Here is a 23,277-nt window from a genome sequence, read left to right as displayed (position 1 = left end):
AACTCTTTTCACTTTACAGTGTCTAACATACTTTTTCATGTAACCAAAAGTTTCCACAAAACTATAACAAACTGGAAAACAACCGGTTTTAACGAATACCATCATATTAATGCGCGCCGATCGCCGGACAAGCATCCAGATTATTCCTAATCGCCAGATGAGTATTTCAGCGCCTCTCTCCCAATTGTACTCCCCTCTGCGGGGATTTTTTCAACAATAGCTCAACTGCCGTTGGCTAATTCATTTACACTGGATCCTTTACCGCGTTTGACAAATTTTGACAGGAGAAAGGATGCCCGGCTCGTCCCGTAAGGTCCCGGCATGGTTGCCGACAGCAGTTATTTTAATCGCCATGATCTCTATTCAGAGCGGGGCATCGCTGGCGAAATCACTCTTCCCGTTAGTCGGCGCGCCCGGCGTGACAGCCCTGCGCCTGGCGCTAGGCACCTTGATTCTGGTGGTCATTTTCAAACCCTGGCGGCTGCGCTTTGCCCCCGAACAGCGCCTGCCGCTGCTCTTCTACGGCCTCTCGCTGGGGGCGATGAACTATCTGTTTTATTTATCCATTCAGCGCATACCGCTGGGCATTGCGGTAGCCCTGGAGTTTACCGGCCCGCTGGCGGTGGCCCTGTTTGGCTCGCGGCGTCCGCTCGACTTTGTATGGGTGGTGCTTGCGGTGCTGGGGCTATGGTATCTCCTGCCGCTGGGGCAAGACGTGTCGCAGGTGGATCTCACCGGCGCGCTGCTGGCGCTGGGCGCCGGGGCCTGCTGGGCGGTCTACATTCTCACCGGCCAGCGCGCGGGCGAAGAGCACGGCCCGGCAACGGTGGCGATGGGCTCGCTGATTGCCGCGGTGATTTTTGTGCCGCTGGGTATGCTGCAGGCAACGGATACGCTGTTCCAGTGGTCGCTGCTGCCGCTGGGGCTGGGGATCGCCGTGCTCTCCACCGCGCTGCCCTATTCGCTGGAAATGATCGCCCTCACCCGCATGCCGACGAAAACATTTGGCACTCTGATGAGCATGGAGCCCGCCCTTGCCGCGCTGTCGGGAATGGTGTTCCTTGGCGAGACGCTGACCTTCACGCAGACGCTGGCGCTGGGGGCAATAATTCTCGCCTCGATGGGGTCGACGCTGACGATGCGGCGGGAAACGAAGCTGAAAAAAGTGGATGTTGGCTAAATTGTCAGACAGTTCTGCATCGCCGTCGCGCCGTGCAGAACTGGTCTAAAACGCCTACAAGCATTTGATTTAAATTACCTTATAAATTATCAACAAGCCTGCGCTATCAAACCGATAGAGACTACCGACACCGCCTTCTGCTGATCCGTTGCTATACTTGTCCCCATGAGTTACCGGGGACAAGCGCTCCATATAATTCGAATTTGATGTATGACGAGTATAAATATCAAGAGGATATGAAACTATGAGTACCGCAAAACTGGTTAAAACTAAAGCGTCTAACCTGCTCTATACCCGCAACGATGTGACCGACAGCGAGAAGAAAGCCACCGTAGAGCTGCTCAATCGTCAGGTTATCCAGTTCATCGACCTGTCGCTGATTACCAAACAGGCTCACTGGAATATGCGCGGTGCCAACTTTATTGCCGTCCATGAAATGCTGGACGGCTTCCGCACGGCGCTGACCGAACACCTCGATACGATGGCCGAACGTGCCGTACAGCTCGGCGGCGTTGCGCTGGGCACCACTCAGGTTATCAACAGCAAAACTCCGCTGAAAAGCTATCCGCTGGACATCCATAGCGTCCAGGACCACCTGAAAGAGCTGGCCGACCGCTACGCGATTGTCGCCAACGACGTGCGCAAAGCGATTAGTGAGGCAAAAGACGAAGATACTGCCGATATCTTCACCGCCGCTTCTCGCGATCTGGATAAATTCCTGTGGTTTATCGAATCTAATATCGAATAATCGGCAAACCGACTGCCGTCAGCCCCGCTGGCGGCACTGCCTCTTTCCCCTCGCCTTTCCCGCTTTTTTCTCACCCACGCTTATATGCACCACTTTAGTGCACCACAATGTACAAAATGCGTACTAAAGTAAATCAAATGTAATAATCACCTCACACAATCGTTACAGCGAGATTGTTTTCCCATCGGTGTTTGCGTTAAAAATGCTCTTGTTATTCGGCATATTTATGACGCACCAAAATGACGCCCCGGCGTGGTGCAAACTCCATTTGCCAGACCCGAAAGCGTGCAACAGGATCGACTCTGGTTGTTATAAAACAACAAGTTGTAAAACTGGCACGATTTTTTCATAGGGTTACTCGTTCTCGCAGGGGATCGTCCCGTGGATAAAAAAGGAAATGCTATGAAGTCTGTATTAAAAGTTTCACTGGCTGCACTGACCCTGGCTTTTGCGGTTTCTTCCCAGGCCGCTGAAAAACAACTGATTGTTGCGACCGATACGGCGTTTGTTCCGTTTGAATTTAAGCAAGGCGATAAGTACGTTGGCTTCGATGTCGACCTGTGGGCCGCCATCGCCAAAGAGCTGAAACTGGACTATACCCTGAAGCCAATGGATTTCAGCGGCATCATCCCGGCGCTGCAAACTAAAAACATCGACCTCGCGCTGGCGGGTATTACCATTACTGAAGAGCGTAAAAAAGCGATCGAATTCTCCGATGGCTACTATAAAAGCGGCCTGCTGGTGATGGTGAAAGCGAACAACAACGATATCAAAGACGTGAAGGATCTGAACGGTAAAGTGGTCGCGGTTAAAGGCGGCACCGGCTCCGTTGACTACGCCAAGGCCAACATCAAAACCAAAGACCTGCGCCAGTTCCCGAACATTGATAACGCCTATATGGAGCTGGGTACCGGCCGCGCCGATGCCGTGCTGCACGATACGCCAAACATCCTGTACTTCATCAAAACCGCCGGCCACGGCCAGTTCAAAGCGGTAGGTGAATCGCTGGAAGCGCAGAACTACGGTATCGCGTTCCCGAAAGGCAGCGACGAACTGCGTGAAAAAGTGAACGGCGCGCTGAAAACCCTGCGTGAAAACGGCACTTACAACGAAATTTATAAAAAATGGTTCGGTACTGAGCCAAAATAATAATCAGAGCCCGTATCCGCACGGATATATCTCTTACAGGCCTGCTGAGGTCTGGTAGCCCGGCAGCGGCGCTTGCGCCCTCTGCCGGGAATCACCTCGCAGCAGGCCTGAGTCATTTTTTCTCAGAGGGCCATCCTCTGTTTTTCGACACGGTAACAGGAACGAATTATGCAGTTTGACTGGAGTGCCATCTGGCCCGCCATTCCGATTTTGCTGGAAGGCGCCAAAATGACGCTGTGGATCTCGGTCCTCGGCCTGGCTGGCGGTCTGATAATCGGCCTCGTCGCCGGTTTCGCCCGCTGCTTTGGCGGCTGGATAGCGAACCACATCGCGCTGGTCTTTATTGAAATTATTCGCGGCACCCCAATCGTGGTGCAGGTCATGTTTATCTACTTCGCCCTGCCGATGGCGTTTAATGATTTACGCATCGATCCGTTCTCCGCCGCGGTGGTGACGATCATGATCAACTCCGGCGCCTACATCGCGGAAATTACCCGCGGCGCGGTGCTCTCTATCCACAAGGGCTTTCGCGAAGCCGGCCTGGCGCTCGGCCTGTCCCGAGGCGAAACGATTCGCCACGTGATCCTGCCGCTGGCGCTGCGCCGTATGCTGCCGCCGCTGGGCAACCAGTGGATCATCAGCATCAAAGACACCTCGCTCTTTATCGTCATCGGCGTTGCCGAACTGACCCGCCAGGGACAGGAGATTATTGCCGGTAACTTCCGCGCGCTGGAGATCTGGAGCGCCGTTGCCGTTATTTATCTGATTATCACCCTGGTTCTGAGCTTTATTCTGCGCCGTCTTGAAAGAAGGATGAAAATCCTGTGATTGAATTTAAAAACGTTTCCAAGCACTTTGGCCCAACCAAGGTGCTGCATGATATCGATCTGAAGATTAACAAAGGTGAAGTCGTGGTGATTATCGGGCCTTCCGGCTCAGGTAAATCAACCCTGCTGCGCTGCATCAACAAGCTGGAAGAGATAACCAGCGGCGAGCTGATTGTCGACGGCCTGAAGGTCAACGATCCGAAGGTAGACGATCGCCTGATCCGCCAGGAAGCCGGCATGGTGTTCCAGCAGTTCTATCTGTTCCCGCACCTGACGGCGCTGGAGAACGTGATGTTCGGGCCGCTGCGCGTGCGCGGGGCGAAGAAAGAGGCGGCCGAGAAGCTGGCGAAAGATCTGCTGGAAAAAGTGGGGCTGGCTGAACGCGCGCACCACTATCCTTCAGAGCTCTCCGGCGGCCAGCAGCAGCGTGTGGCCATCGCCCGCGCGCTGGCGGTGAAGCCGAAAATGATGCTGTTCGATGAGCCAACCTCCGCGCTGGACCCGGAGCTGCGCCATGAAGTGCTGAAGGTAATGCAGGACCTGGCAGAGGAAGGGATGACGATGGTTATCGTTACCCACGAAATCGGCTTCGCCGAAAAAGTGGCCTCCCGCCTGATCTTCATTGATAAAGGTCGTATTGCGGAAGATGGCGATCCGCAGGTTCTGGTTAAGAACCCGCCGAGCCCGCGCCTGCGCGAATTCCTGCAGCACGTTGCCTGATAGCCCAAGGCTCCCCCGGCGCGGGGAGCCGCTTTCCAGATTCATCCCACCCCCTCCCTCCTGACATCGTCTTCTATACTTACTGGTTTGAGACGCAATGGAGGTGCTCGTGCCGTGGATCCTGTTACTGCTTGCCGCGCTATTTACCGCCCCGCTTTCCGCCGCAGGCCTGGCCGGCGTCCCAACCGCTACCCCGCAGCAGTCCGGCAGCAATGAACCCGACCTTGAGAAGAAAAAGGCCGCCTACGCGGCGCTGGCCGATGTGCTGGATAACGACGCCGCCCGTCAGGAGCTAATCGACCAGCTGCGCACCGCCGCCGCCACGCCGCCGCCGGCCAGCGCGCCAACGCTCACGCCGCCGAAAGAGGAAGATCAGCCGACGGTGCTGGAAAACGTTACCCACATCAGCCGTGAATACGGCGAGCGCTTCTCGTCGCGTTTCTCGCAGCTGTGGCGCAATATCACCGGCGCGCCGCATAAGCCTTTCCATGCCGATACCTTTCGCCACGCCGCGAGCACCTTCCTGCTGCTGGCGGCGCTGGTCTTTACCTTCTGGTGGCTGGTGCGGCTGGCCGCGCTGCCGCTGTATCGCAAAATGGGCCAATGGGGACGGCATAAAAACCACGATCGCAGCAACTGGCTGCAGCTGCCGGCCACGATTGCCGGCGCCTTTATTTTCGATCTGATCCTGCTGGCGCTCACGCTGTTCGTTGGCCAGCTCCTCAGCGACAGGCTGAACGGAGGCAACCGCACCATCGCCTTCCAGCAAAGCCTGTTTCTGAACGCCTTCGCGCTGATCGAGTTCTTCAAAGCCATTCTGCGGCTGATCTTCTGCCCACGAGTGGCGGAGCTGCGGCCGTTTAACCTCAGCGACGACAGTGCGAAATACTGGAACCTACGCCTGAGCGCGCTCAGCAGCCTGATTGGCTACGGCCTGATCGTCGCCGTGCCGATTATCTCCAACCAGGTCAACGTCCAGGTCGGCGCGCTGGCCAACGTGACTATTATGCTGTGCATCACCCTGTGGGCGCTGTATCTGATTTTTCATAACAAGCACGTGATTACCGAAGGGCTGATTCATCTGGCGGATCGCTCGCTGGCCTTCTTCAGCCTGTTTATCCGCGCCTTCGCGCTGGTGTGGCACTGGCTGGCCTGCGCCTATTTCATCGTGCTGTTTTTCTTCTCGCTTTTCGACCCCGGCAACAGCCTGAAGTTTATGATGGGCGCCACGGTGCGCAGCCTGGCGCTCGTCGGCGCCGCGGCGCTGATCTCCGGCATTCTGTCGCGCTGGATAGCCAAAACCATCACCCTGTCGCCGCAAACCCAGCGCAGCTACCCTGAGCTGCAAAAACGGCTCAACGGCTGGATCTCCGTGGCGCTGAAGGTGGCGCGCATTCTAGTGGTCGCCGTCGCCATTATGCTGCTGCTCAGCGCCTGGGGGCTGTTCGACTTCTGGAACTGGATGCATAACGGCGCCGGGCAGAAGGCGGTGGATGTCATGATCCGCATCGCGCTCATCCTGTTCTTTTCCGCCATCGGCTGGACGCTGCTCGCCAGCCTGATAGAAAACCGCCTCGCCTCGGATATTCACGGCCGTCCGCTGCCGGGCGCCCGGGCGAGAACGCTGCTGACGCTGTTTCGCAACGCGCTGGCGGTGATCATCAGTACCATCACCGTGATGATCCTGCTCTCCGAAGTGGGGGTGAATATCGCCCCGCTGCTGGCGGGCGCGGGGGCGCTGGGGCTGGCTATCTCTTTCGGCGCGCAAACGCTGGTGAAAGATATTATCACCGGCATTTTTATCCAGTTTGAAAACGGGATGAACACCGGCGATCTGGTGACGATCGGGCCGTTAACCGGCACGGTGGAACGGATGTCGATCCGCTCGGTCGGGGTGCGCCAGGATACCGGCGCCTACCATATTATTCCGTGGTCTTCGATCACCACTTTCGCCAACTTCGTGCGCGGAATAGGCTCGGTGGTGGCTAACTATGATGTCGATCGTCAGGAGGATCTGGATAAGGCCAACCAGGCGCTGAAGGATGCGGTTGCGGACGTAATGGCCCAGGAGGAGGTCCGCGGGCTGGTGATTGGCGAGCCGTCGTTTGCCGGGCTTGTCGGTCTGAGCAATACCGCCTTTACCCTACGGGTGACGTTTACCACGCTGCCGCTGAAGCAGTGGACGGTACGTTTTGCGCTGGATACGCAGGTCAAAAGGCATTTCGACCTTGCCGGCGTGCGCGCCCCGGTGCAAACCTACCAGGTGCTGCCGATGACGCCCTCCGTCGCCGCCGGGCCGCCGGCCCCCGCGGAGCCAACGCTATAGCGCCCCGGCGGCACGGAGCAGACCGGGGCGCGAAGAAGAAGCGCGGCCGCCGAACGGCTTAAAACGCGCGTCGGCGCTTTGCTTCATCCATAAAGGTCCAGGCGATAAAGCGGCTCTGCTTCTGCCCCTGCGCCATCTCTTTTTTCACCACCTTCACCGCGCCGACTTCGGTCAGGGCACGATACAGCGGCGGCAGATTATCGCCGCGAGAAACCAGCGACGTAAACCATTTCACCTGACGGCCAAACTGCTGGCTCTCCTGGATCATCCGGGTGATGAAGGCCACCTCTCCGCCTTCACACCACAGCTCCTGCTGCTGGCCGCCGAAGTTCATCACGCTATCGGCGCCCAGGCCCAGGTTACGCCGTTTGCGCTCGCCGCCCGCCTGCGCGCTGGCGGCGGAATCGTGGAACGGCGGGTTGCATAGCGTCGCGTCAAAGCATTCGTTTTTATGAATCACGCCGGCAAAAATCGCCGTGGCGTCTTTTTGACGACGCAGGCGAATCTGGCGGCTCATTCCCGGGTTGCCGGCAATAATGGCCTGGGCGCTGGAGAGCGCTTCCTGGCTGATTTCACTGCCGGTAAAGCGCCAGCCATACTCATGCACGCCGATCAGCGGGTAGATACAGTTTGCGCCGGTGCCCACATCGAGAATGCTCGCATTCTCAGGAATAGTGCCGGTATCCAGCGCCAGCAGATCGGCGAGGTGGTGGATATAATCCGCCCTTCCCGGCACCGGCGGACACAGGAAGCCATCCGGAATATCCCAGTGTTTCACCGCGTAAAAGTGCGCCAGCAGCGCCTTATTCAGCGCCTTCACCGCGAGCGGGTTGGCAAAGTCAACGGTCTGCTCGCCCAGCGGATTCAGGGTGATAAAGCCCTGTAGCTCGGGGTGAGCCAGGCATAGCGCGGGCAAATCATAGCGTTGATGATGACGGTTACGCGGGTGTAACCCCGGTTTCTGGGCTTTCATGGCAATCTCCTTTGAACAGCCGCGTAAGATACCCGTTGACGGCGGCGCGGTAAATAAGGGAGTCTGGATATCTCCTCTTCCGTTACGGGTATTCTATGTATTTCTATCAACCTTCACAGGGACACGGTCTGCCGCACGACCCGCTTAACGCTATTATCGGGCCGCGTCCTATCGGCTGGATCGCCTCGCTGGATGCGGCAGGACAGCGCAATCTCGCGCCCTACAGTTTCTTTAACTGCTTCAACTACCGGCCACCGATTATCGGCTTTGCCAGCAGCGGTTGGAAGGATAGCGTACAGAATATTGTCGAAACTAAGGAATTTGTCTGGAACCTGGCAACCCGTCCGCTGGCCGAAGCCATGAACGAGACCTCTGCCACCCTCCCGCGCCACGAAGATGAATTCATCCGCGCCGGGCTGACCGCCGCCGCCAGCCGGATCGTCGCCGCCCCGCGGGTAGCGGAAAGCCCGGTGAACTTTGAGTGTCGGCTCTCGCAGTGCGTCCGCTTAACGGCCGCCGATGGCACCCCCGTCGACAGCTGGCTGGTACTTGGCGAAGTTGTTGCGGTCCATATCGACGAGTCGCTGCTGGAAGAGGGGGTCTATCAGACCGCCAAAGCCCAGCCGATCCTGCGTGCCGGTGGCCCGAGCGCCTACTACGGTATTGATGAAAGCCAGCGTTTTGATCTGATCCGCCCCGACGCCCGCTAGCGCCATCTCCGCGCTGGCTCGCCGTTCGTTCGCCACGACGTTATTCGCGCGGGCGAGCGGCGTTTGCGCAAAAAAATCGTTGTTTAGCTTCAATTTTTTATCCTGAATACTCTCCGGCAAAGGCCTAAACTTAGAGTATGTCCCATGCCGTTAATGAGGATATGCTCATGAGAAAATCTCTGCTGCTATTCGCGACTATCGCGCTTGCCGCCGCCTCTTTTACCGCGCAGGCCGCAGCTCCCCTCTCCGCTCCCGCCGACCCCGGCCCGCTGCGGCCTTCAGGCACCGTCTCCGCCTCTGGCGCCAGCAATCTCGACGATCTGCAGGCACAGCTGGCGCAAAAAGCGCATCAGCAGGGGGCGATAGCCTGGCGTATCAACTCTGCCGGCGGCACAAACAGGATGTCGGGGACCGCCATCATCTATAAATAGCGCGCCGGCCGCTCGGGTCGGAAGCGGAGTTCCAACCGCCTTCGCCCACGTTCGCGCCGTTCTCTGCTGACAAAATCGGTTTATGTAGAAAAAATGCAGCTAATGTAAATAAATGTATTTATTTTTTTATAAATGAGTGATAGAAAATCTGCCGTTGTTTGATAATGCTTATCACAATCATTATCAAAAGCATTGTTGTTGTAACAAACACCTGCAGTGGTCGGGGGCACGGCATCGCTTTGCCTGCGGTCTTAATGGCTCAAATTAAAACTATAAGTTGCTCATTGAAATGGATAAAAAACATAATTTACCGTTCAGCAGTTTTGGCTCGCTGACGATCTTTACCGGCCTGTGTCTGAGCCTGTCGCCGACAGGCCAGGTGCTGGCAGCGGATGGCACTGAAAAAAATGGCGGCGAAACGCTGGTGGTAGAGGCGCAGGCGCCCTCGCTGTATGCCCCAACCCAATCCGCCGATCCCAAGTTTTCCCGACCGCTGGTCGATACGACCCGTACGGTAACGGTGGTTTCCGAACAGGTGATGAAAGATCAGGGCGTCACCAACCTTACCGATGCGTTGAAAAACGTGCCGGGCGTCGGGGCCTTTTATGCCGGTGAAAACGGCAGCTCATCTACCGGTGACTCCATCTATATGCGCGGTGCCGATACGTCAAACAGCATCTATATTGATGGCGTTCGCGATATCGGCAGCGTGACCCGCGACACCTTTAACACCGAACAGGTCGAAGTCATCAAGGGCCCATCGGGTTCTGACTACGGCCGCAGCGCGCCAACCGGCTCCATCAATATGATCAGCAAGCAGCCGCGCCTGGACTCCGGCATTGACGCCTCCGCCAGCGTCGGCAGCGCCTGGTTCCGCCGCGGCACGTTCGATATCAACCAGACGGTCGGCGAAACCAGCGCGGTGCGCCTGAACCTGATGGGCGAGAAAACCCATGATGCCGGCCGCGACAACGTTAAAAATGAGCGCTACGGGGTTGCGCCATCGGCCGCCTTCGGCCTCGGCACGGAGAACCGCCTGTATCTCAACTATCTCCACGTAACCCAGCACAACACTCCGGACGGCGGTATTCCTACCATCGGCCTGCCGGGATACTCCGCACCGAGCGCAGGTACCGCGGCCCTGAATCACTCCGGTAAAGTCGCGACCAGCAACTTCTACGGTACCGATTCGGATTACGACGATTCCACGACCGACACGGTGACCATGCGCTTCGAGCACGATCTGAGCGATACCACGACCATCCGCAACACCACCCGCTGGTCGCGCGTGAAGCAGGATTATTTACTCACCGCGGTGATGGGCGGCGCAACAAACATCACCCAGCCGAACCCGAACGATGTCGGCACCTGGAGCTGGTCACGCCTGGCTAACACCAAGGACGTCAGCAATAAAATTCTGACCAACCAGACCAACCTGACCTCAAAGTTCTATACCGGATCGATCGGTCATGACATCAGCGCCGGTTTCGAGCTGACCCGCGAAACTCAAACTAACTACGGGGTTTATCCCATCACGCCTCCGGCGGTGAATATCTACCACCCGAACAGCGCGATCTCCATCGGCGGCCTGGATCGGAGCGGCGCCAACGCCAACGGACAGACCGACACCTTCGGGGTCTATGCCTTTGATACCCTGCAGATTACCCGTGACTTTGAGATCAACGGCGGCATTCGTCTGGATAACTACCAGACTAAATACGACAGTGCTAGCCTGTGCGGCGGTAGCGGTCGTGGCGCGATTGCCTGTCCGGACGGCGTGGCGAAAAACTCGCCGGTGACCACCGTTGATACTTCAACCAGCGGCAACCTGGTTAACTGGAAGGCCGGCGCGCTGTATCATCTGACCGATAACGGCAACGTCTACGTCAACTACGCCATTTCTCAGCAGCCTCCGGGCGGCAGCAACTTCGCGCTGGCGCAGAGCGGAACGGGGAATAGCGCCAACCGCACCGATTTCCAGCCGCAGAAAGCGAAAACCAGCGAAGTGGGCACCAAGTGGGAGCTGATGGATAAGCGCCTGCTGCTGACGGCGGCCCTGTTCCGTACCGATATTGAAAACGAAGTCGAGCAAAACGACGACGGCACCTACTCCCAGTACGGCAAAAAGCGCGTCGAAGGCTACGAGCTGTCGCTGGCCGGTAACATCACCCCGGACTGGCAGGTCATCGGCGGATATACCCAGCAGCACGCCAGCATCAGAGAAGGCAAGAACGTCGCCCAGGACGGCACCAGCGCGCTGCCGTACACGCCTGAACACGCCTTTACCGTCTGGAGCCAGTACCAGGCCACCGATGCTCTTGCCCTTGGCGCCGGCGCGCGCTATATCGGCAGTATGCACCGCGGCAGCGATGGCGCCGTCGGCACGCCGTCCTACACCGAAGGCTACTGGGTGGCAGATGCGAAGGTCGGCTATCGCATTAACCGTAACCTCGATCTGCAGCTGAACGTCTATAACCTGTTTGATACCAACTATGTCGCCTCAATCAACAAGAGCGGCTACCGCTATCATCCGGGCGAACCGCGTACGTTCCTGCTGACCGCCAATATGCACTTCTAATCCGCAGCGGGGCGCTTGCGCCCCGTCTGTTCAGGAGAAATAACCATGATGTACCATATTCCCGCCGTCCTCAGCCCACAGGAAGTTGACTATTTTACCGGGCGGCTGCAGCAGGCCGAGTGGGTTGACGGACGCGCAACCACCGGCGATCAGGGCGCCCAGGTAAAAAATAATCAGCAGGTAGACACCCGCAGCGCGCTTTACGACGAACTGCAGGGCAAGGTGCTGGCGGCGCTCAACCGTAGCTCGCTGTTTTTCGCCGCCGCGCTGCCAAAAACCCTCTCCAGCCCTCTGTTCAACCGCTATCAGCAGAGCGAAACCTACGGTTTTCACGTTGACGGCGCGGTGCGCAGCCAGGCCCAGGGCGGCTGGATGCGCACCGACCTTTCCGCCACCCTGTTTCTTAGCGCCCCGGACGACTATACCGGCGGCGAGCTGGTCATCAACGATACCTACGGCCAGCATGCGGTTAAACTCCCGGCGGGCGATCTGGTGCTCTACCCTTCAAGCAGCCTGCACTGCGTGACCCCGGTGACTCAGGGCGCGCGCGTCGCCTCCTTCCTGTGGGTCCAGTCGATGATCCGCGATGATAAACGGCGCGCGATGCTGTTCGAACTGGACGGCACTATCCAGGCGCTGAAGAGCCGCCACGGCGAGAGTGAAGAGGTCTTATCGCTGCTCAATCTGTACCATAACCTGCTGCGGGAATGGTCGGAGATCTAAGCCTTGTCTGGCCCTTTTTTGCCCCCATCTTATCTATACTCTTCTTAATTTCCGGCGGCCGTCGCGCTGATAAAGCGCGCTCACGCCGCGCCGCTTTCCACGATCCACGAGAACGCGGCTCCCGCCGCCTGGCGGCAGTTCGAACGTTTTAGACACTCGGTTAATTGATACAGCATCAGATGGGGGATATATCATGGCATCAGGCTGGGCAAATGATGACGCGGTACAGCAGCAGATCGACAGCACAATTGACGATGCGGTGGCGCGGGCGCGAAGCGAGCTACCGGCCGGCGAGAGCCACAAATTTTGTGATGAATGCGGAGAGCCCATTCCGGAGGCCCGGCGCAAGGCGATCCCTGGGGTCAGGTTCTGCGTGAAATGCCAGCAGGATAAAGACTTACATAACAATACATTTTCAGGATATAATCGGCGTGGCTCCAAGGATAGCCAGCTACGTTGACCTTCCTTTACCGTTCATTACCACAGATCGCGTTATCTTTTCGCGCACGTTTTTTGGCGAATAAAGTAGCAAAATGTGCCCTGAAAGCCCGCAGAACCCCGCTGCAGAATCCGGCGCCCCGTTTCTTATAAATAATTTATTAATAATCAATAAATTAATAATCATTCAAAAAATTCGATGGAGACTGTTAATTTCCTTCGATTTTATATCTCGCAAAAAAACGTGATACTTATCACATCGACGGAACATCGTCACCTTAACAGAACAACCTGCGAGAGATTAACTATGAAAACCATCAAATATGCTGCCGCTGCTATCGCCCTGTCCGCTCTGTCCTTTGGCGCTTTCGCCGCTCAGTCGGTAACCCCGTCTCAGGCAGAAAGCATGAATAAAATCGGCGTCGTTTCTGCGGAAGGCGCAACGACTCTGGATGGCCTGGAAGCCAAACTGGCTGCTAAAGCGGATGCCGCTGGCGCGACTGGTTACAGCATCACCTCCGCTAACACCAACAACAAAGTTAGCGGTACCGCGGTTATCTATAAATAATCGCCGCCCGACCCTGTAATGCCACTGTATTACCCCTGAAATACCCTTTAATACCCTTGTTTTGCCCGTCCGTGCCACCGGACGGGCTTTTTTTTGGGGTTCTCGCAGGGTCGAGTGATGCATTCAGGCGGTGGTTTTGCGAAGCCTTATCGCGCGATTAACTTCTGTACATGCTCGGGTAGGCGGAATGTTCCGTTCACTATTACCCCGCGCTCCTTGATGATTCCCTCTGCGAGTAAGCCTCCGCGCGCTACCAGCGTTCTGCAACCTTAGCCAGCCCCTGCTCCAGGGACGCAGCCTCTCCGGTCGCCAGCAGGCAGCATGCCAGCTGGATCCGCAGCGGCAGCGGCAGCGGCTCGATCCCGGCCACGCAGCGCTCAATCCAGCGCGCGGTCACCGCAGGATCTTTTGATTCCGGCAGCGCTACCGGCTGCGTCGGCGCATCATTCTGCCGCTCGTACAGCGCCCGCGTTCCGCTCTCGTCAATCAGGCTAATTTGCGGACAGCGCTGAGGGTTGGCATAGACTTCGCCTTCAGTACCGTGCATCAGCAGCGCACGACCGCCGGTTTCGCTAAAGAATTTTGCCACCTTGCCGATGTATTCCGGATGCGACACGCTCGACAACCGCAGCGCCGCATTTTCAGCAAACGGCGTCGCCAGCTTAGCCAGCGTATGCGCGCTGTTGCGCACGCCCATCCGCCAGCGCAGAGCCAGCTGCTTCTCCAGCGGTGGACACAGGACGCCAACGGGGACGTAGACCGGTTCGTGGCCATCCAGACGCGCCTGGGCCTGACCGCCGTGTTGCGTAACCGGGATCCCCATCAGCGCAAAAATCGTCTCCGTCAGCACCCGGGTTGGATCGTGGCTGACACCGTGCACCAGCACCGGGAAGCCGAGCTTATGCAGCAGGACGGCAAGCAGCGGCGTCAGGTTGGCCTGCTTACGCGCGCCGTTGTAGCTCGGGATCACAATCGGCATCGGCCGCGCTACCGGCGGCGTCAGGCGCAGAGTTTGCTGCTGCATCGCTTCATAGAAGCCCTTCATCTCAGCTTCGCCTTCACCCTTAATACGCAGGGCAATCAGGATCGCGCCGAGCTCAAGCTCCGCAACCTCACCGCTTAGCATCCGTGCGTACAGCGCGCGGGCGGTCTCCACATCCAGGTCGCGGGCGTGATTTTTCCCCCGTCCGACTTCTTTAATGATCTTGGTGTAATCCATCGAAGATTCCTCTTATCCGCCCTGCTTCACGCGATACACAGATTGCCGCCGTATTATTCCGGCAACCCGTCACCGACGGCGTGAAGGAAGACGAGTCGTGCTGCTCACATTGCCGACCTGCGCCGCTAACGACGTCTGCGACGCGTCTGTTTTGTTTTACTTTTTACTATAACCTCCGGGACGGCAGGCTGCTCTATCGGAAACACGGGTAATGCATTCAGTAAACGCTTGCCGTAATTTTTGGTCAACAAACGCTTATCGTAAATCACCACCTCCCCCCAGCAGCTGTGGCTACGGATCAGACGGCCTACCTGCTGAATCAGGTTGAAAGAGGCGCTTGGCAGGCTTTGCACTTCGAAGGGGTAGCGGTTCAGGCTTTTAAGCCACTCGCCTTCGGTGATCACCACCGGGCTGTCTATCGGCGGGAAGGCAATTTTGTGAATATGGACCTGGCTGAGCAGCTCGCCCTTGAGGTCCAGCCCCTCGGCAAACGACTGCAGCCCGACCAGCACGCTACGCTCGCCGCTCTCCACCTTTTTACGATGCAGCTCCACCAGCCGATAGCGGGGCTTATCGCCCTGAACCAGCAGCATCAGGCGCAGATCGGTGACGTGCTCGAGAAAACGCTGCATCGCCCGCCCGCTGGCAAACAGCACCAGCATCCCGAGGTGCTTTTTGCTCTCTACGTGCTCACGAAAGCAGGCCGCCATTTCGGCAATATGCTGCTCTTCGTTGTCGATGACCGGCTCATAGTGCATCTGCGGGATGATAATTTTTCCCTGCTCAACGTGGTTGAAGGGAGAATCCAGGGCGACGAAGCGATCGCCGGCCTTCTCCTTGAGGCCGCTCATCTCCTGCAGGCGAGAAAAGCTGTTCAGCGAACGCAGGGTGGCGGAGGTGACGACAATATGCGGCACGCTGCGCCACAACAGCCTTTCCAGCTGTTCACTGACGCGAATCCCGACGCAGTGGAACCAGATGTGCGCCTGGCCGTCGCGCAGAACGCGGGAGGCCCATTTAGTGACCGGCGCGCCGGATGACTGCGCCAGCGACGCCAGTCGCCACAGCTTGCTCTGGCTTTCAAACATGCCCAGCGCGCGGTTCATTTGCAGCAGCACCCGGTGCAGGCGAACCACGTCATGGCTGCCGGTTTTTTCGCTGAGATCGTTAAGAAACAGCTCCGCCAGGCCGCGCAGCGTCTCGGTCAGTTTGGCCAGCCGCTGGCAGATATCCATCACCTCCTGCGGCAGCTCCCCCATCGGGAAACGGTGTTCGGCTTCCTGAGCGGCGGGCATATACAGATTCAAAATATTATTCAGCGAAGAGATAAGCTCGGACAGCTCCTCGCAGTGGGCATTCAGGCGCTCGGGGTTCGCCAGCGGCGGCGTCGTTTTGGGGCGAAACTGCTCCATGCAGGTCGCCACCAGGCGGGTGAAAAGATCGAGCTGTAGCCGATACCAGGGGGCGGTAATTTCGGCGCTCATCTCCAGCGCATCCCGGGCGACGTCGGGCAGGTGGTGGCCCTCATCGAGCACCAGCAGCAGATTTTTCGGCTCCGGCAGCACCGCTTCGCTCTCCATCGCCGCCATCACCAGCGCGTGGTTTGCCACCACCACTTCGGCCTCCTGAATCTCACGCCGGGCGACGAAGAACGGACATTCGCGATAGTAGTGGCAGTTGCGGTTCAGGCAGCTTGCCTTATCGGTGCTCAGACGGCCCCACAGCGCGTCATCGATGGCCTTGTCGCTATGATCGCGCAGGCCGTCCCATTTATAGCTATCAAGATCGGTCTTCAGAGTGGCGCACAGCTTCTGCTCCGCCTGATTATTCGGCGTGAGATCGTCGTCAAGAAACGCCAGCAGGTCCTGCTGCGTTGGCTCTGTGCTGGCCATCGCGTTGAGGTTACGCGGGCAAACGTAGCGCCCGCGGCCAAAGGCGGCGGTGAAGCGCAGGTCGGGAATAATTTTACGCAGCAGCGGCAGGTCTTTGCTGAAGATCTGGTCCTGCAGCGCAACGTTGGCGGTGCTGACCACCAGCGTTTTTTGCTCTTCGCGGGCGATGGCGATACCGGGGATCAGGTACGACAGGGTTTTCCCGACGCCGGTCGGCGCCTCAATCGCCAGGTGCCTTCCCTCTTCCCCGGCGAGCGTTTTCGCCACGTCAGCAATCATCTGCCGCTGCGGAGTACGGGGAATAAAGTCAGGAATCTGTTCCTGGAGCGCCTTATACCAGGCGGCGATTTGCGTTTTTAGCGCAGTGGTCAAAGCCATGAGAAAACCTGAATACTGTATAAACAGCCACTATTGTGACACTTTTTGCCTGGCTGGAGGAATTTCTTTCTGAGCAAACGGGGATCGTGCTCGAGGTTTAGCATCAGGCGGGAGAGTTCCGGGCAGGAAAACCCGCCCGGAGAGGCAAACCGATACCCTCGGGCAGCGCCGGGCTGCCGCAGGGATAGCAGGTTTGCGGAAGTGCTGTTACTCAGCGGCCGCCGGCTTGCGGGAGCGACGACGCTGCGGTTTGCCGTCCTGAGTACGCGCTTTCGGCGCGTCACCGTCGCTGCGGCGCGGTGAAGACTGCTGACCACGACCCTGGCTCTGACCGCTGCGCCCCTGACTCTGGCCGCCGCGTCCCTGGCCCTGACCGCGACCGCCGCCACCGCCGCTGCGCTGCTGGCGACCGTTCTGAATCGGCTCCGCTCTGATGGACGGATCCGGCTCATAGCCGGCAACGCTAATGCGTGGGATCTCTTTTTTCAGCAGACGCTCGATGTCGTGCAGCAGCTTATGCTCATCAACGCAGACCAGCGACAGCGCTTCGCCGGTAGCGGCGGCGCGGCCGGTACGGCCAATACGGTGGACATAATCTTCCGGCACGTTCGGCAGCTCGTAGTTCACCACGTGCGGCAGCTCTTCAATATCAAGGCCGCGCGCGGCAATGTCGGTCGCCACCAGCACGCGAATGCCGCCGGATTTAAAATCAGCTAATGCGCGGGTACGCGCGCCCTGGCTTTTGTTGCCGTGGATAGCGGCGCTGCGAATGCCGTCTTTGTTCAGCTGTTCCGCCAGGTGGTTGGCGCCATGCTTGGTACGGGTAAAGACCAGCACCTGCTGCCAGTTGCCTTCGCCGATCATCTGCGACAGCAGTTCGCGCTTGCGCTTCTTATCGACAAAATGCACGTACTGGCTTACCTGCTCGGAAGCCGTGTTGCGACGGGCGACTTCGATTTCCAGCGGGTTATGCAGCAGCTTTTCCGCCAGCGATTTAATCTCGTCGGAGAAGGTTGCCGAGAACAGCAGGTTCTGGCGCTTCGCCGGCAGCTTCGACAGCACGCGGCGAATATCATGGATAAAGCCCATATCCAGCATGCGGTCGGCTTCATCCAGCACCAGCACTTCGACCTTATCCAGGCTGACGGCATTCTGGTGTTCCAGATCCAGCAGGCGACCCGGCGTTGCCACCAGGATATCGACGCCGCTGCGCAGTTTCATCATCTGCGGGTTAATGCTCACGCCACCGAAAACCACCAGCGAGCGAACGTTCAGATACTTGCTGTAATCACGGACGTTTTCGCCAATCTGGGCAGCCAGCTCACGCGTTGGGGTAAGGATCAGCGCGCGCACCGGGCGACGGCCCTTAGCGTGCGGTTCTTGCTGGATCAGATGCTGAAGCAGCGGCAGGGTGAAGCCCGCCGTTTTGCCGGTGCCGGTCTGGGCGCTGGCCATCAGATCGCGCCCCTGCAACACCGCAGGGATCGCCTGCTGCTGAATGGGGGTTGGCTCAACATAACCCTGTTCGGCGACAGCACGCAGGATTTCAGGATTCAGGCCAAGGGAATCAAAAGACATAACAACTCCAAACCGCCCCGGCCTTTTACAGGCGTAGTTTTCAGGGAGATTATTGCGAAAGAGATGGCAAAAACCACAATGCCATGAAGGGGCGCAGTCTAGCAGGTTTTGTGACGTATCGCATAAAATATCCCCTCGGGGTTTTTCTGCGAAATCAAGATACTCTCTTCGACGATAAATAGAGTATTCACTATTCTGGACAGTTCCGCGAATTGGTCATATTCTTAATCAATCGATTGATTAATTTTTTCAGGTGCGATGAATACCACTCCCGCAACCAGCAAAGGCGAACAGGCAAAAAGCCAGTTGATTACCGCGGCTATCGCCCAGTTTGGCGAATATGGCCTGCATGCCACCACCCGCGATATTGCCGCCCTGGCCGGGCAAAACATCGCCGCTATCCCCTACTACTTCGGCTCAAAAGACGATCTCTATCTCGCCTGCGCGCAGTGGATAGCCGATTTTATTGGCCATAATTTCCGCCCTCACGCCGAAGCGGCGGAGATGCTGCTTGCCGAACCGCTCCCGGATAAAGAGGCCCTGCGGACGCTGATCCTGCGCGCCTGCCGCAATATGATCCTGCTGCTGACCCAGGATGACACGGTAAACCTGAGCAAATTTATCTCCCGGGAGCAACTGTCGCCTACCCCGGCGTACCAGTTAATCCATGACCAGGTTATCGCTCCGCTGCACTGCTACCTGACGCGCTTAATCGCCGCCTTTACCGGGCTTGAGGCGGACGACACGCGGATGGTCCTGCATACCCACGCGCTGCTGGGGGAGATCCTCGCCTTTCGCCTCGGGCGAGAGACCATTTTGCTGCGCACCGGATGGGCGCAGTTTGATACCGAAAAAACCGAGCAAATTTATCAGGTTATTACCTGCCATATCGATTTCGTCCTGCAAGGGTTATCGCAAAGGAGTTTGGGATCATGAAAAAACCGGTCATCGTCGTCCTGGTGGTGCTGCTGCTGATCGTTGCTACAGGCGGCGGCTGGTGGTGGTATCAAAGCAGCCAGCCGAAGGGGCTGACCCTATATGGCAACGTCGATATTCGTACCGTAAATATGAGCTTTCGCGTCGGCGGGCGGCTGGCCTCGCTAAGCGTGGATGAGGGCGATGCTATCAAGGCCGGGCAAACGCTGGGCCAGCTCGACCGCGCCCCTTACGAAAACGCGCTGCAGCAGGCGCAGGCCAACGTCTCAACCGCGCAGGCGCAGTATGACCTGATGATGGCCGGCTACCGGGCGGAAGAGATTGCCCAGGCCGCGGCGGCGGTCAACCAGGCGCAGGCCGCCTATGAATACGCGCAGAACTTCTACCAGCGCCAGCTGGGGCTGCGCAAAAGCAGCGCCATATCCGTCAACGATCTCGACAACGCGCGATCCGCCCGCGACCAGGCCCAGGCTACGCTGAAATCGGCGCAGGATAAGCTGCGCCAGTATCGCGCGGGTAACCGTCCGCAGGAGATCGCCCAGGCCAAAGCCAACCTTGAACAGGCGCAGGCCGCCTTAGCGCAGGCGAAGCTCGATCTGCACGATACCACGCTGGCCGCGCCTTCCGACGGCACGCTGATGACCCGCGCCGTTGAGCCGGGCAGCATGCTCAGCGCCGGAGCTACCGTAATGACGCTGTCGTTAACCCGCCCGGTGTGGGTTCGCGCCTACATTGATGAAAAAAACCTCGGCAACGCGCAGCCCGGACGCGAAGTGCTGCTGTATACCGATAGCCGTCCCAATCAGCCCTATCGCGGCAGGATTGGCTTCGTCTCGCCCACGGCTGAATTTACGCCGAAGACCGTAGAAACGCCGGACCTGCGAACCGACCTGGTCTACCGCCTGCGTATCGTGGTAACCGATGCCGACGACGCGCTGCGCCAGGGGATGCCGGTAACCGTCGCCTTCAGCAGCGGAAACGGACATGAGTGAGGACCTCATCACGCTTGACGGGCTGACCCGCAGCTTCGCCGGCATGACGCGGCCCGCCGTCGCCCCGATCAGCTGCACCGTTCGCTCCGGCTACGTTACCGGGCTGGTAGGCCCCGACGGCGCGGGGAAAACCACCCTGATGCGCATGCTTGCCGGGCTGCTCAAAGCGGATAGCGGCAGCGCCAGGGTGATCGGCTTTGATCCGATTGCCGACGATAGCGCCCTGCACGCGGTGCTCGGCTATATGCCGCAAAAGTTCGGCCTGTATGAAGACCTGACGGTCATGGAGAATCTGACGCTGTATGCCGATCTGCGCAGCGTGACCGGCGAAACGCGGCAAAAAATTTTCGACCGCCTGCTCGAGTTTACCTCCCTCGGCCCTTTCACCGACCGGCTGGCCGGAAAGCTCTCCGGCGGGATGAAGCAGAAGCTGGGGCTGGCCTGTACGTTAGTGGGCGAGCCGAAGGTGCTGCTGCTCGACGAACCGGGCGTCGGCGTTGATCCCATCTCGCGCCGCGAGCTGTGGCAAATGGTCCACGAGCTGGCGGGGGACGGAATGCTGATCCTCTGGAGCACATCGTACCTTGATGAAGCGGAGCAGTGCCGCGAGGTGCTGCTGATGAACGAAGGCCAGCTGCTGTATCAGGGAGAACCCCGTTCCCTGACCCAAACGATGGCCGGACGCAGCTTTTTGGTCTCCAGCCGCGAAGAGAACAACCGCCGCCTCCTGCAGCGGGCGTTGAAGCTGCCGCAAATCAGCGACGGCGTGATTCAGGGCAAATCGGTGCGTCTGATCCTCAAGAAGGAGTCCAGCATTGATGAGGTGCGCAATCACGCCAGCCTGCCACCGCTGGAGATCGCCGAAACCGCGCCGCGCTTTGAGGATGCGTTTATCGACCTGCTGGGCGGCGCCGGCACCGCGGAATCGCCGCTGGGGGCGATTATTCACAGCGTTGAAGGCTCCCATGATGAAACGGTGATCGAAGCGCAAACCTTAACCAAAAAATTCGGCGATTTCGCCGCCACCGACCACGTTGATTTCAAGGTTAAGCGCGGGGAAATTTTCGGCCTCCTCGGCCCTAACGGCGCGGGCAAATCGACCACCTTTAAAATGATGTGCGGCCTGCTGGTGCCAACCTCCGGTAAAGCGCTGGTGCTGGGCATGGATCTGAAGCTCAGCTCCGGCAAGGCGCGCCAGCATCTCGGCTATATGGCGCAGAAGTTCTCGCTGTACGGCAACCTGAGCGTGGAGCAAAATCTGCGCTTCTTCTCCGGCGTTTACGGCCTGCGCGGCCGGGTACAGAACGAAAAAATCGAGCGCATGAGCGAAGCCTTCGGCCTGAAGGAGATCGCCAACCACGCCGCCGACGAGCTGCCGCTGGGCTACAAGCAGCGGCTGGCCCTGGCCTGCTCGCTGATGCACGAACCGGATATCCTGTTTCTCGATGAGCCCACCTCCGGCGTCGACCCCCTTACCCGCCGCGAATTCTGGCTGCATATCAATAGCATGGTGGATAAAGGGGTGACGGTGATGGTCACCACCCACTTTATGGACGAGGCCGAATACTGCGACCGGATCGGGCTGGTCTATCGCGGCAAGCTTATCGCCAGCGGCACGCCGGATGCGCTAAAAGCGCTGGCGGCCAACGATGAGCAGCCGGATCCCACTATGGAGCAGGCGTTTATCACCCTGATTCACGACTGGGATAAGGAGAATAGCAGTGAGCGCTAAAATGCTGTCATGGCGGCGCGTGCGCGCCCTGTGCGTCAAAGAGACGCGGCAGATCGTGCGCGATCCCAGCAGCTGGCTGATTGCGGTGGTGATCCCGCTGATGCTGCTGTTTATCTTTGGCTACGGCATCAACCTCGACTCCAGCAGGCTGCGGGTCGGCGTGCTGCTGGAGCAGCAGAGCGATGAGGCGCTGGATTTCGTCCATACCATGACCGGCTCGCGCTATATCGACGCCACCATCAGCGATAACCGCCAGCAGCTGATTCAGCTCATGCAGGCCGGGCGGATCCGCGCGCTGGTGACCATTCCGGTGGATTTTGACCAGAAGATGGCTCGCCCCGGCGACGATGCCCCCATTCAGCTAATCACCGACGGCAGCGAGCCCAATACCGCCAACTTCGCCCAGGGCTATATCGAAGGTATCTGGCAGATCTGGCAGCAGCAGCGGGCGGAGGATCGCGGTGAAACCTTTGAACCGCTGATCGATGTGCAAACCCGCTACTGGTTTAACCCGGCGGCGATCAGCCAGCATTTTATTATTCCCGGCGCGATCACCATCATTATGACGGTGATTGGGGCGATTCTCACCTCGCTGGTTATCGCCCGCGAGTGGGAGCGAGGCACTATGGAGGCGCTGCTCTCCACCGAAATTACCCGCGTCGAACTGCTGCTGTGTAAGCTGATCCCCTACTATTTTCTCGGCATGCTGGCGATGCTGCTGTGCATGCTGGTGGCGGTGTTTATTCTCAATGTGCCCTACCGCGGCTCGCTGTTAATTCTGTTTTTCATCACCAGCCTGTTTTTGCTCAGCACCCTGGGGATGGGGCTGCTCATTTCGACCATTACCCGCAACCAGTTTAACGCCGCCCAGGTGGCGCTCAACGCCGCCTTTCTACCATCGATTATGCTGTCCGGATTTATTTTCCAGATAGACAGCATGCCCGCGATCATCCGCGCGGTGACCTACGTCATCCCGGCGCGCTATTTTGTCAGCACCCTGCAAAGCCTGTTCCTGGCGGGCAATATTCCGGTGGTGCTGCTGGTAAACGTGATGTTTCTGATCGTCTCGGCGGCGATGTTTATCGGCCTGACGTGGCTGAAAACCAAACGGCGCTTAGATTAGGGCATTAGCCATTCCCTGCTGCGAGGCGGTTGCGGGGCACCCAGCGGTCTCTATCC

At 58.4% G+C, this 23,277-nt stretch carries 20 protein-coding genes; 16 read left to right on the top strand and 4 right to left on the bottom strand.

Annotation, left to right across the window (positions count from 1 at the left end):
• The first annotated feature begins 292 nt into the window (after positions 1-292).
• The 6 genes from rhtA to ybiO all read left to right on the top strand — a co-directional run bounded on the left by rhtA (position 293) and on the right by ybiO (position 6,950).
• Positions 293-1,180, top strand: coding sequence for a threonine/homoserine exporter RhtA (gene rhtA, locus NWP14_RS11035; RefSeq protein ID WP_375215316.1), 888 nt, complete (start codon positions 293-295; stop codon positions 1,178-1,180).
• 244 nt (positions 1,181-1,424) lie between these two features.
• Positions 1,425-1,928 (top strand): DNA starvation/stationary phase protection protein Dps, encoded by a 504-nt coding sequence (dps, locus tag NWP14_RS11030; protein ID WP_095095388.1) that lies wholly within the window; start codon positions 1,425-1,427, stop codon positions 1,926-1,928.
• A gap of 402 nt (positions 1,929-2,330) precedes the next feature.
• The gene (glnH, locus tag NWP14_RS11025) at positions 2,331-3,077 is read left to right on the top strand and encodes a glutamine ABC transporter substrate-binding protein GlnH (protein WP_095095384.1); all 747 of its coding nucleotides are present in this window, start codon (positions 2,331-2,333) and stop codon (positions 3,075-3,077) included.
• Positions 3,078-3,245: 168 nt separating this feature from the next.
• Entirely contained in the window at positions 3,246-3,905 is a 660-nt protein-coding gene (gene glnP, locus NWP14_RS11020) for a glutamine ABC transporter permease GlnP (RefSeq protein ID WP_095095381.1), read from the top strand.
• Positions 3,902-4,624 carry a glutamine ABC transporter ATP-binding protein GlnQ gene (gene glnQ / locus NWP14_RS11015; protein ID WP_045854565.1) on the top strand — a complete coding sequence of 241 codons (723 nt, stop codon included), beginning with the start codon at positions 3,902-3,904 and terminating at the stop codon, positions 4,622-4,624. The genes glnP and glnQ overlap by 4 nt, the downstream gene beginning before the upstream one ends.
• A gap of 109 nt (positions 4,625-4,733) precedes the next feature.
• Positions 4,734-6,950 (top strand): mechanosensitive channel protein, encoded by a 2,217-nt coding sequence (gene ybiO / locus NWP14_RS11010; protein ID WP_375215416.1) that lies wholly within the window; start codon positions 4,734-4,736, stop codon positions 6,948-6,950.
• 58 nt (positions 6,951-7,008) lie between these two features.
• Here ybiO and rlmF read toward each other — a convergent pair whose 3' ends face one another.
• Positions 7,009-7,923, bottom strand: coding sequence for a 23S rRNA (adenine(1618)-N(6))-methyltransferase RlmF (rlmF, locus tag NWP14_RS11005; protein WP_346431846.1), 915 nt, complete (start codon positions 7,921-7,923; stop codon positions 7,009-7,011).
• 95 nt (positions 7,924-8,018) lie between these two features.
• Here rlmF and NWP14_RS11000 point away from each other — a divergent pair, with 95 nt between their 5' ends.
• From NWP14_RS11000 to ybiJ, 6 genes are all read left to right on the top strand, one after another.
• Positions 8,019-8,633 (top strand): flavin reductase family protein, encoded by a 615-nt coding sequence (locus NWP14_RS11000; protein ID WP_375215315.1) that lies wholly within the window; start codon positions 8,019-8,021, stop codon positions 8,631-8,633.
• 167 nt (positions 8,634-8,800) lie between these two features.
• The gene (locus NWP14_RS10995) at positions 8,801-9,064 is read left to right on the top strand and encodes a DUF1471 domain-containing protein (RefSeq protein ID WP_331835721.1); all 264 of its coding nucleotides are present in this window, start codon (positions 8,801-8,803) and stop codon (positions 9,062-9,064) included.
• Positions 9,065-9,353: 289 nt separating this feature from the next.
• Entirely contained in the window at positions 9,354-11,642 is a 2,289-nt protein-coding gene (locus tag NWP14_RS10990) for a catecholate siderophore receptor Fiu (RefSeq protein ID WP_375215314.1), read from the top strand.
• A gap of 45 nt (positions 11,643-11,687) precedes the next feature.
• Positions 11,688-12,365: a PKHD-type hydroxylase YbiX gene (gene ybiX, locus NWP14_RS10985; protein WP_331835723.1), complete on the top strand. Its 678-nt coding sequence runs from the start codon at positions 11,688-11,690 to the stop codon at positions 12,363-12,365.
• A gap of 193 nt (positions 12,366-12,558) precedes the next feature.
• Positions 12,559-12,825 carry a DksA/TraR family C4-type zinc finger protein gene (locus NWP14_RS10980; RefSeq protein ID WP_095095343.1) on the top strand — a complete coding sequence of 89 codons (267 nt, stop codon included), beginning with the start codon at positions 12,559-12,561 and terminating at the stop codon, positions 12,823-12,825.
• A 285-nt stretch (positions 12,826-13,110) separates the two neighbouring features.
• Positions 13,111-13,371, top strand: coding sequence for a DUF1471 family protein YbiJ (ybiJ, locus tag NWP14_RS10975; protein ID WP_095095340.1), 261 nt, complete (start codon positions 13,111-13,113; stop codon positions 13,369-13,371).
• A gap of 250 nt (positions 13,372-13,621) precedes the next feature.
• Here ybiJ and ybiB read toward each other — a convergent pair whose 3' ends face one another.
• The 3 genes from ybiB to rhlE form a co-directional block, all read right to left on the bottom strand.
• Positions 13,622-14,590 (bottom strand): DNA-binding protein YbiB, encoded by a 969-nt coding sequence (ybiB, locus tag NWP14_RS10970; RefSeq protein ID WP_095095338.1) that lies wholly within the window; start codon positions 14,588-14,590, stop codon positions 13,622-13,624.
• A gap of 125 nt (positions 14,591-14,715) precedes the next feature.
• On the bottom strand, positions 14,716-16,860 hold the full coding sequence (gene dinG / locus NWP14_RS10965; protein ID WP_346431849.1) for an ATP-dependent DNA helicase DinG: 2,145 nt from the start codon (positions 16,858-16,860) through the stop codon (positions 14,716-14,718).
• A 207-nt stretch (positions 16,861-17,067) separates the two neighbouring features.
• The gene (gene rhlE / locus NWP14_RS10960) at positions 17,068-18,438 is read right to left on the bottom strand and encodes an ATP-dependent RNA helicase RhlE (RefSeq protein ID WP_375215313.1); all 1,371 of its coding nucleotides are present in this window, start codon (positions 18,436-18,438) and stop codon (positions 17,068-17,070) included.
• Positions 18,439-18,696: 258 nt separating this feature from the next.
• Between rhlE and cecR the strand changes: the two genes are divergently transcribed.
• The 4 genes from cecR to NWP14_RS10940 are packed head-to-tail and all read left to right on the top strand — an operon-like array spanning position 18,697 to position 23,221.
• The gene (cecR, locus tag NWP14_RS10955; protein WP_375215312.1) at positions 18,697-19,374 is read left to right on the top strand and encodes a transcriptional regulator CecR; all 678 of its coding nucleotides are present in this window, start codon (positions 18,697-18,699) and stop codon (positions 19,372-19,374) included.
• The gene (hlyD, locus tag NWP14_RS10950) at positions 19,371-20,366 is read left to right on the top strand and encodes a secretion protein HlyD (RefSeq protein WP_375215311.1); all 996 of its coding nucleotides are present in this window, start codon (positions 19,371-19,373) and stop codon (positions 20,364-20,366) included. The genes cecR and hlyD overlap by 4 nt, the downstream gene beginning before the upstream one ends.
• Positions 20,359-22,098, top strand: coding sequence for an ATP-binding cassette domain-containing protein (locus tag NWP14_RS10945; protein ID WP_331835727.1), 1,740 nt, complete (start codon positions 20,359-20,361; stop codon positions 22,096-22,098). The genes hlyD and NWP14_RS10945 overlap by 8 nt, the downstream gene beginning before the upstream one ends.
• 1 nt (position 22,099) lies before the next feature.
• Positions 22,100-23,221, top strand: a complete 1,122-nt coding sequence (locus tag NWP14_RS10940) for an ABC transporter permease (protein ID WP_375215415.1) — start codon at positions 22,100-22,102, stop codon at positions 23,219-23,221.
• Positions 23,222-23,277: the final 56 nt, after the last annotated feature.

This window comes from Klebsiella sp. C349492, assembly GCF_042055345.1.
Taxonomy (GTDB): Bacteria; Pseudomonadota; Gammaproteobacteria; order Enterobacterales; family Enterobacteriaceae; genus Klebsiella; species Klebsiella scottii.
Note: the sequence above shows the minus strand (reverse complement) of the source record. Positions and strands in the feature narration are given on the sequence as shown.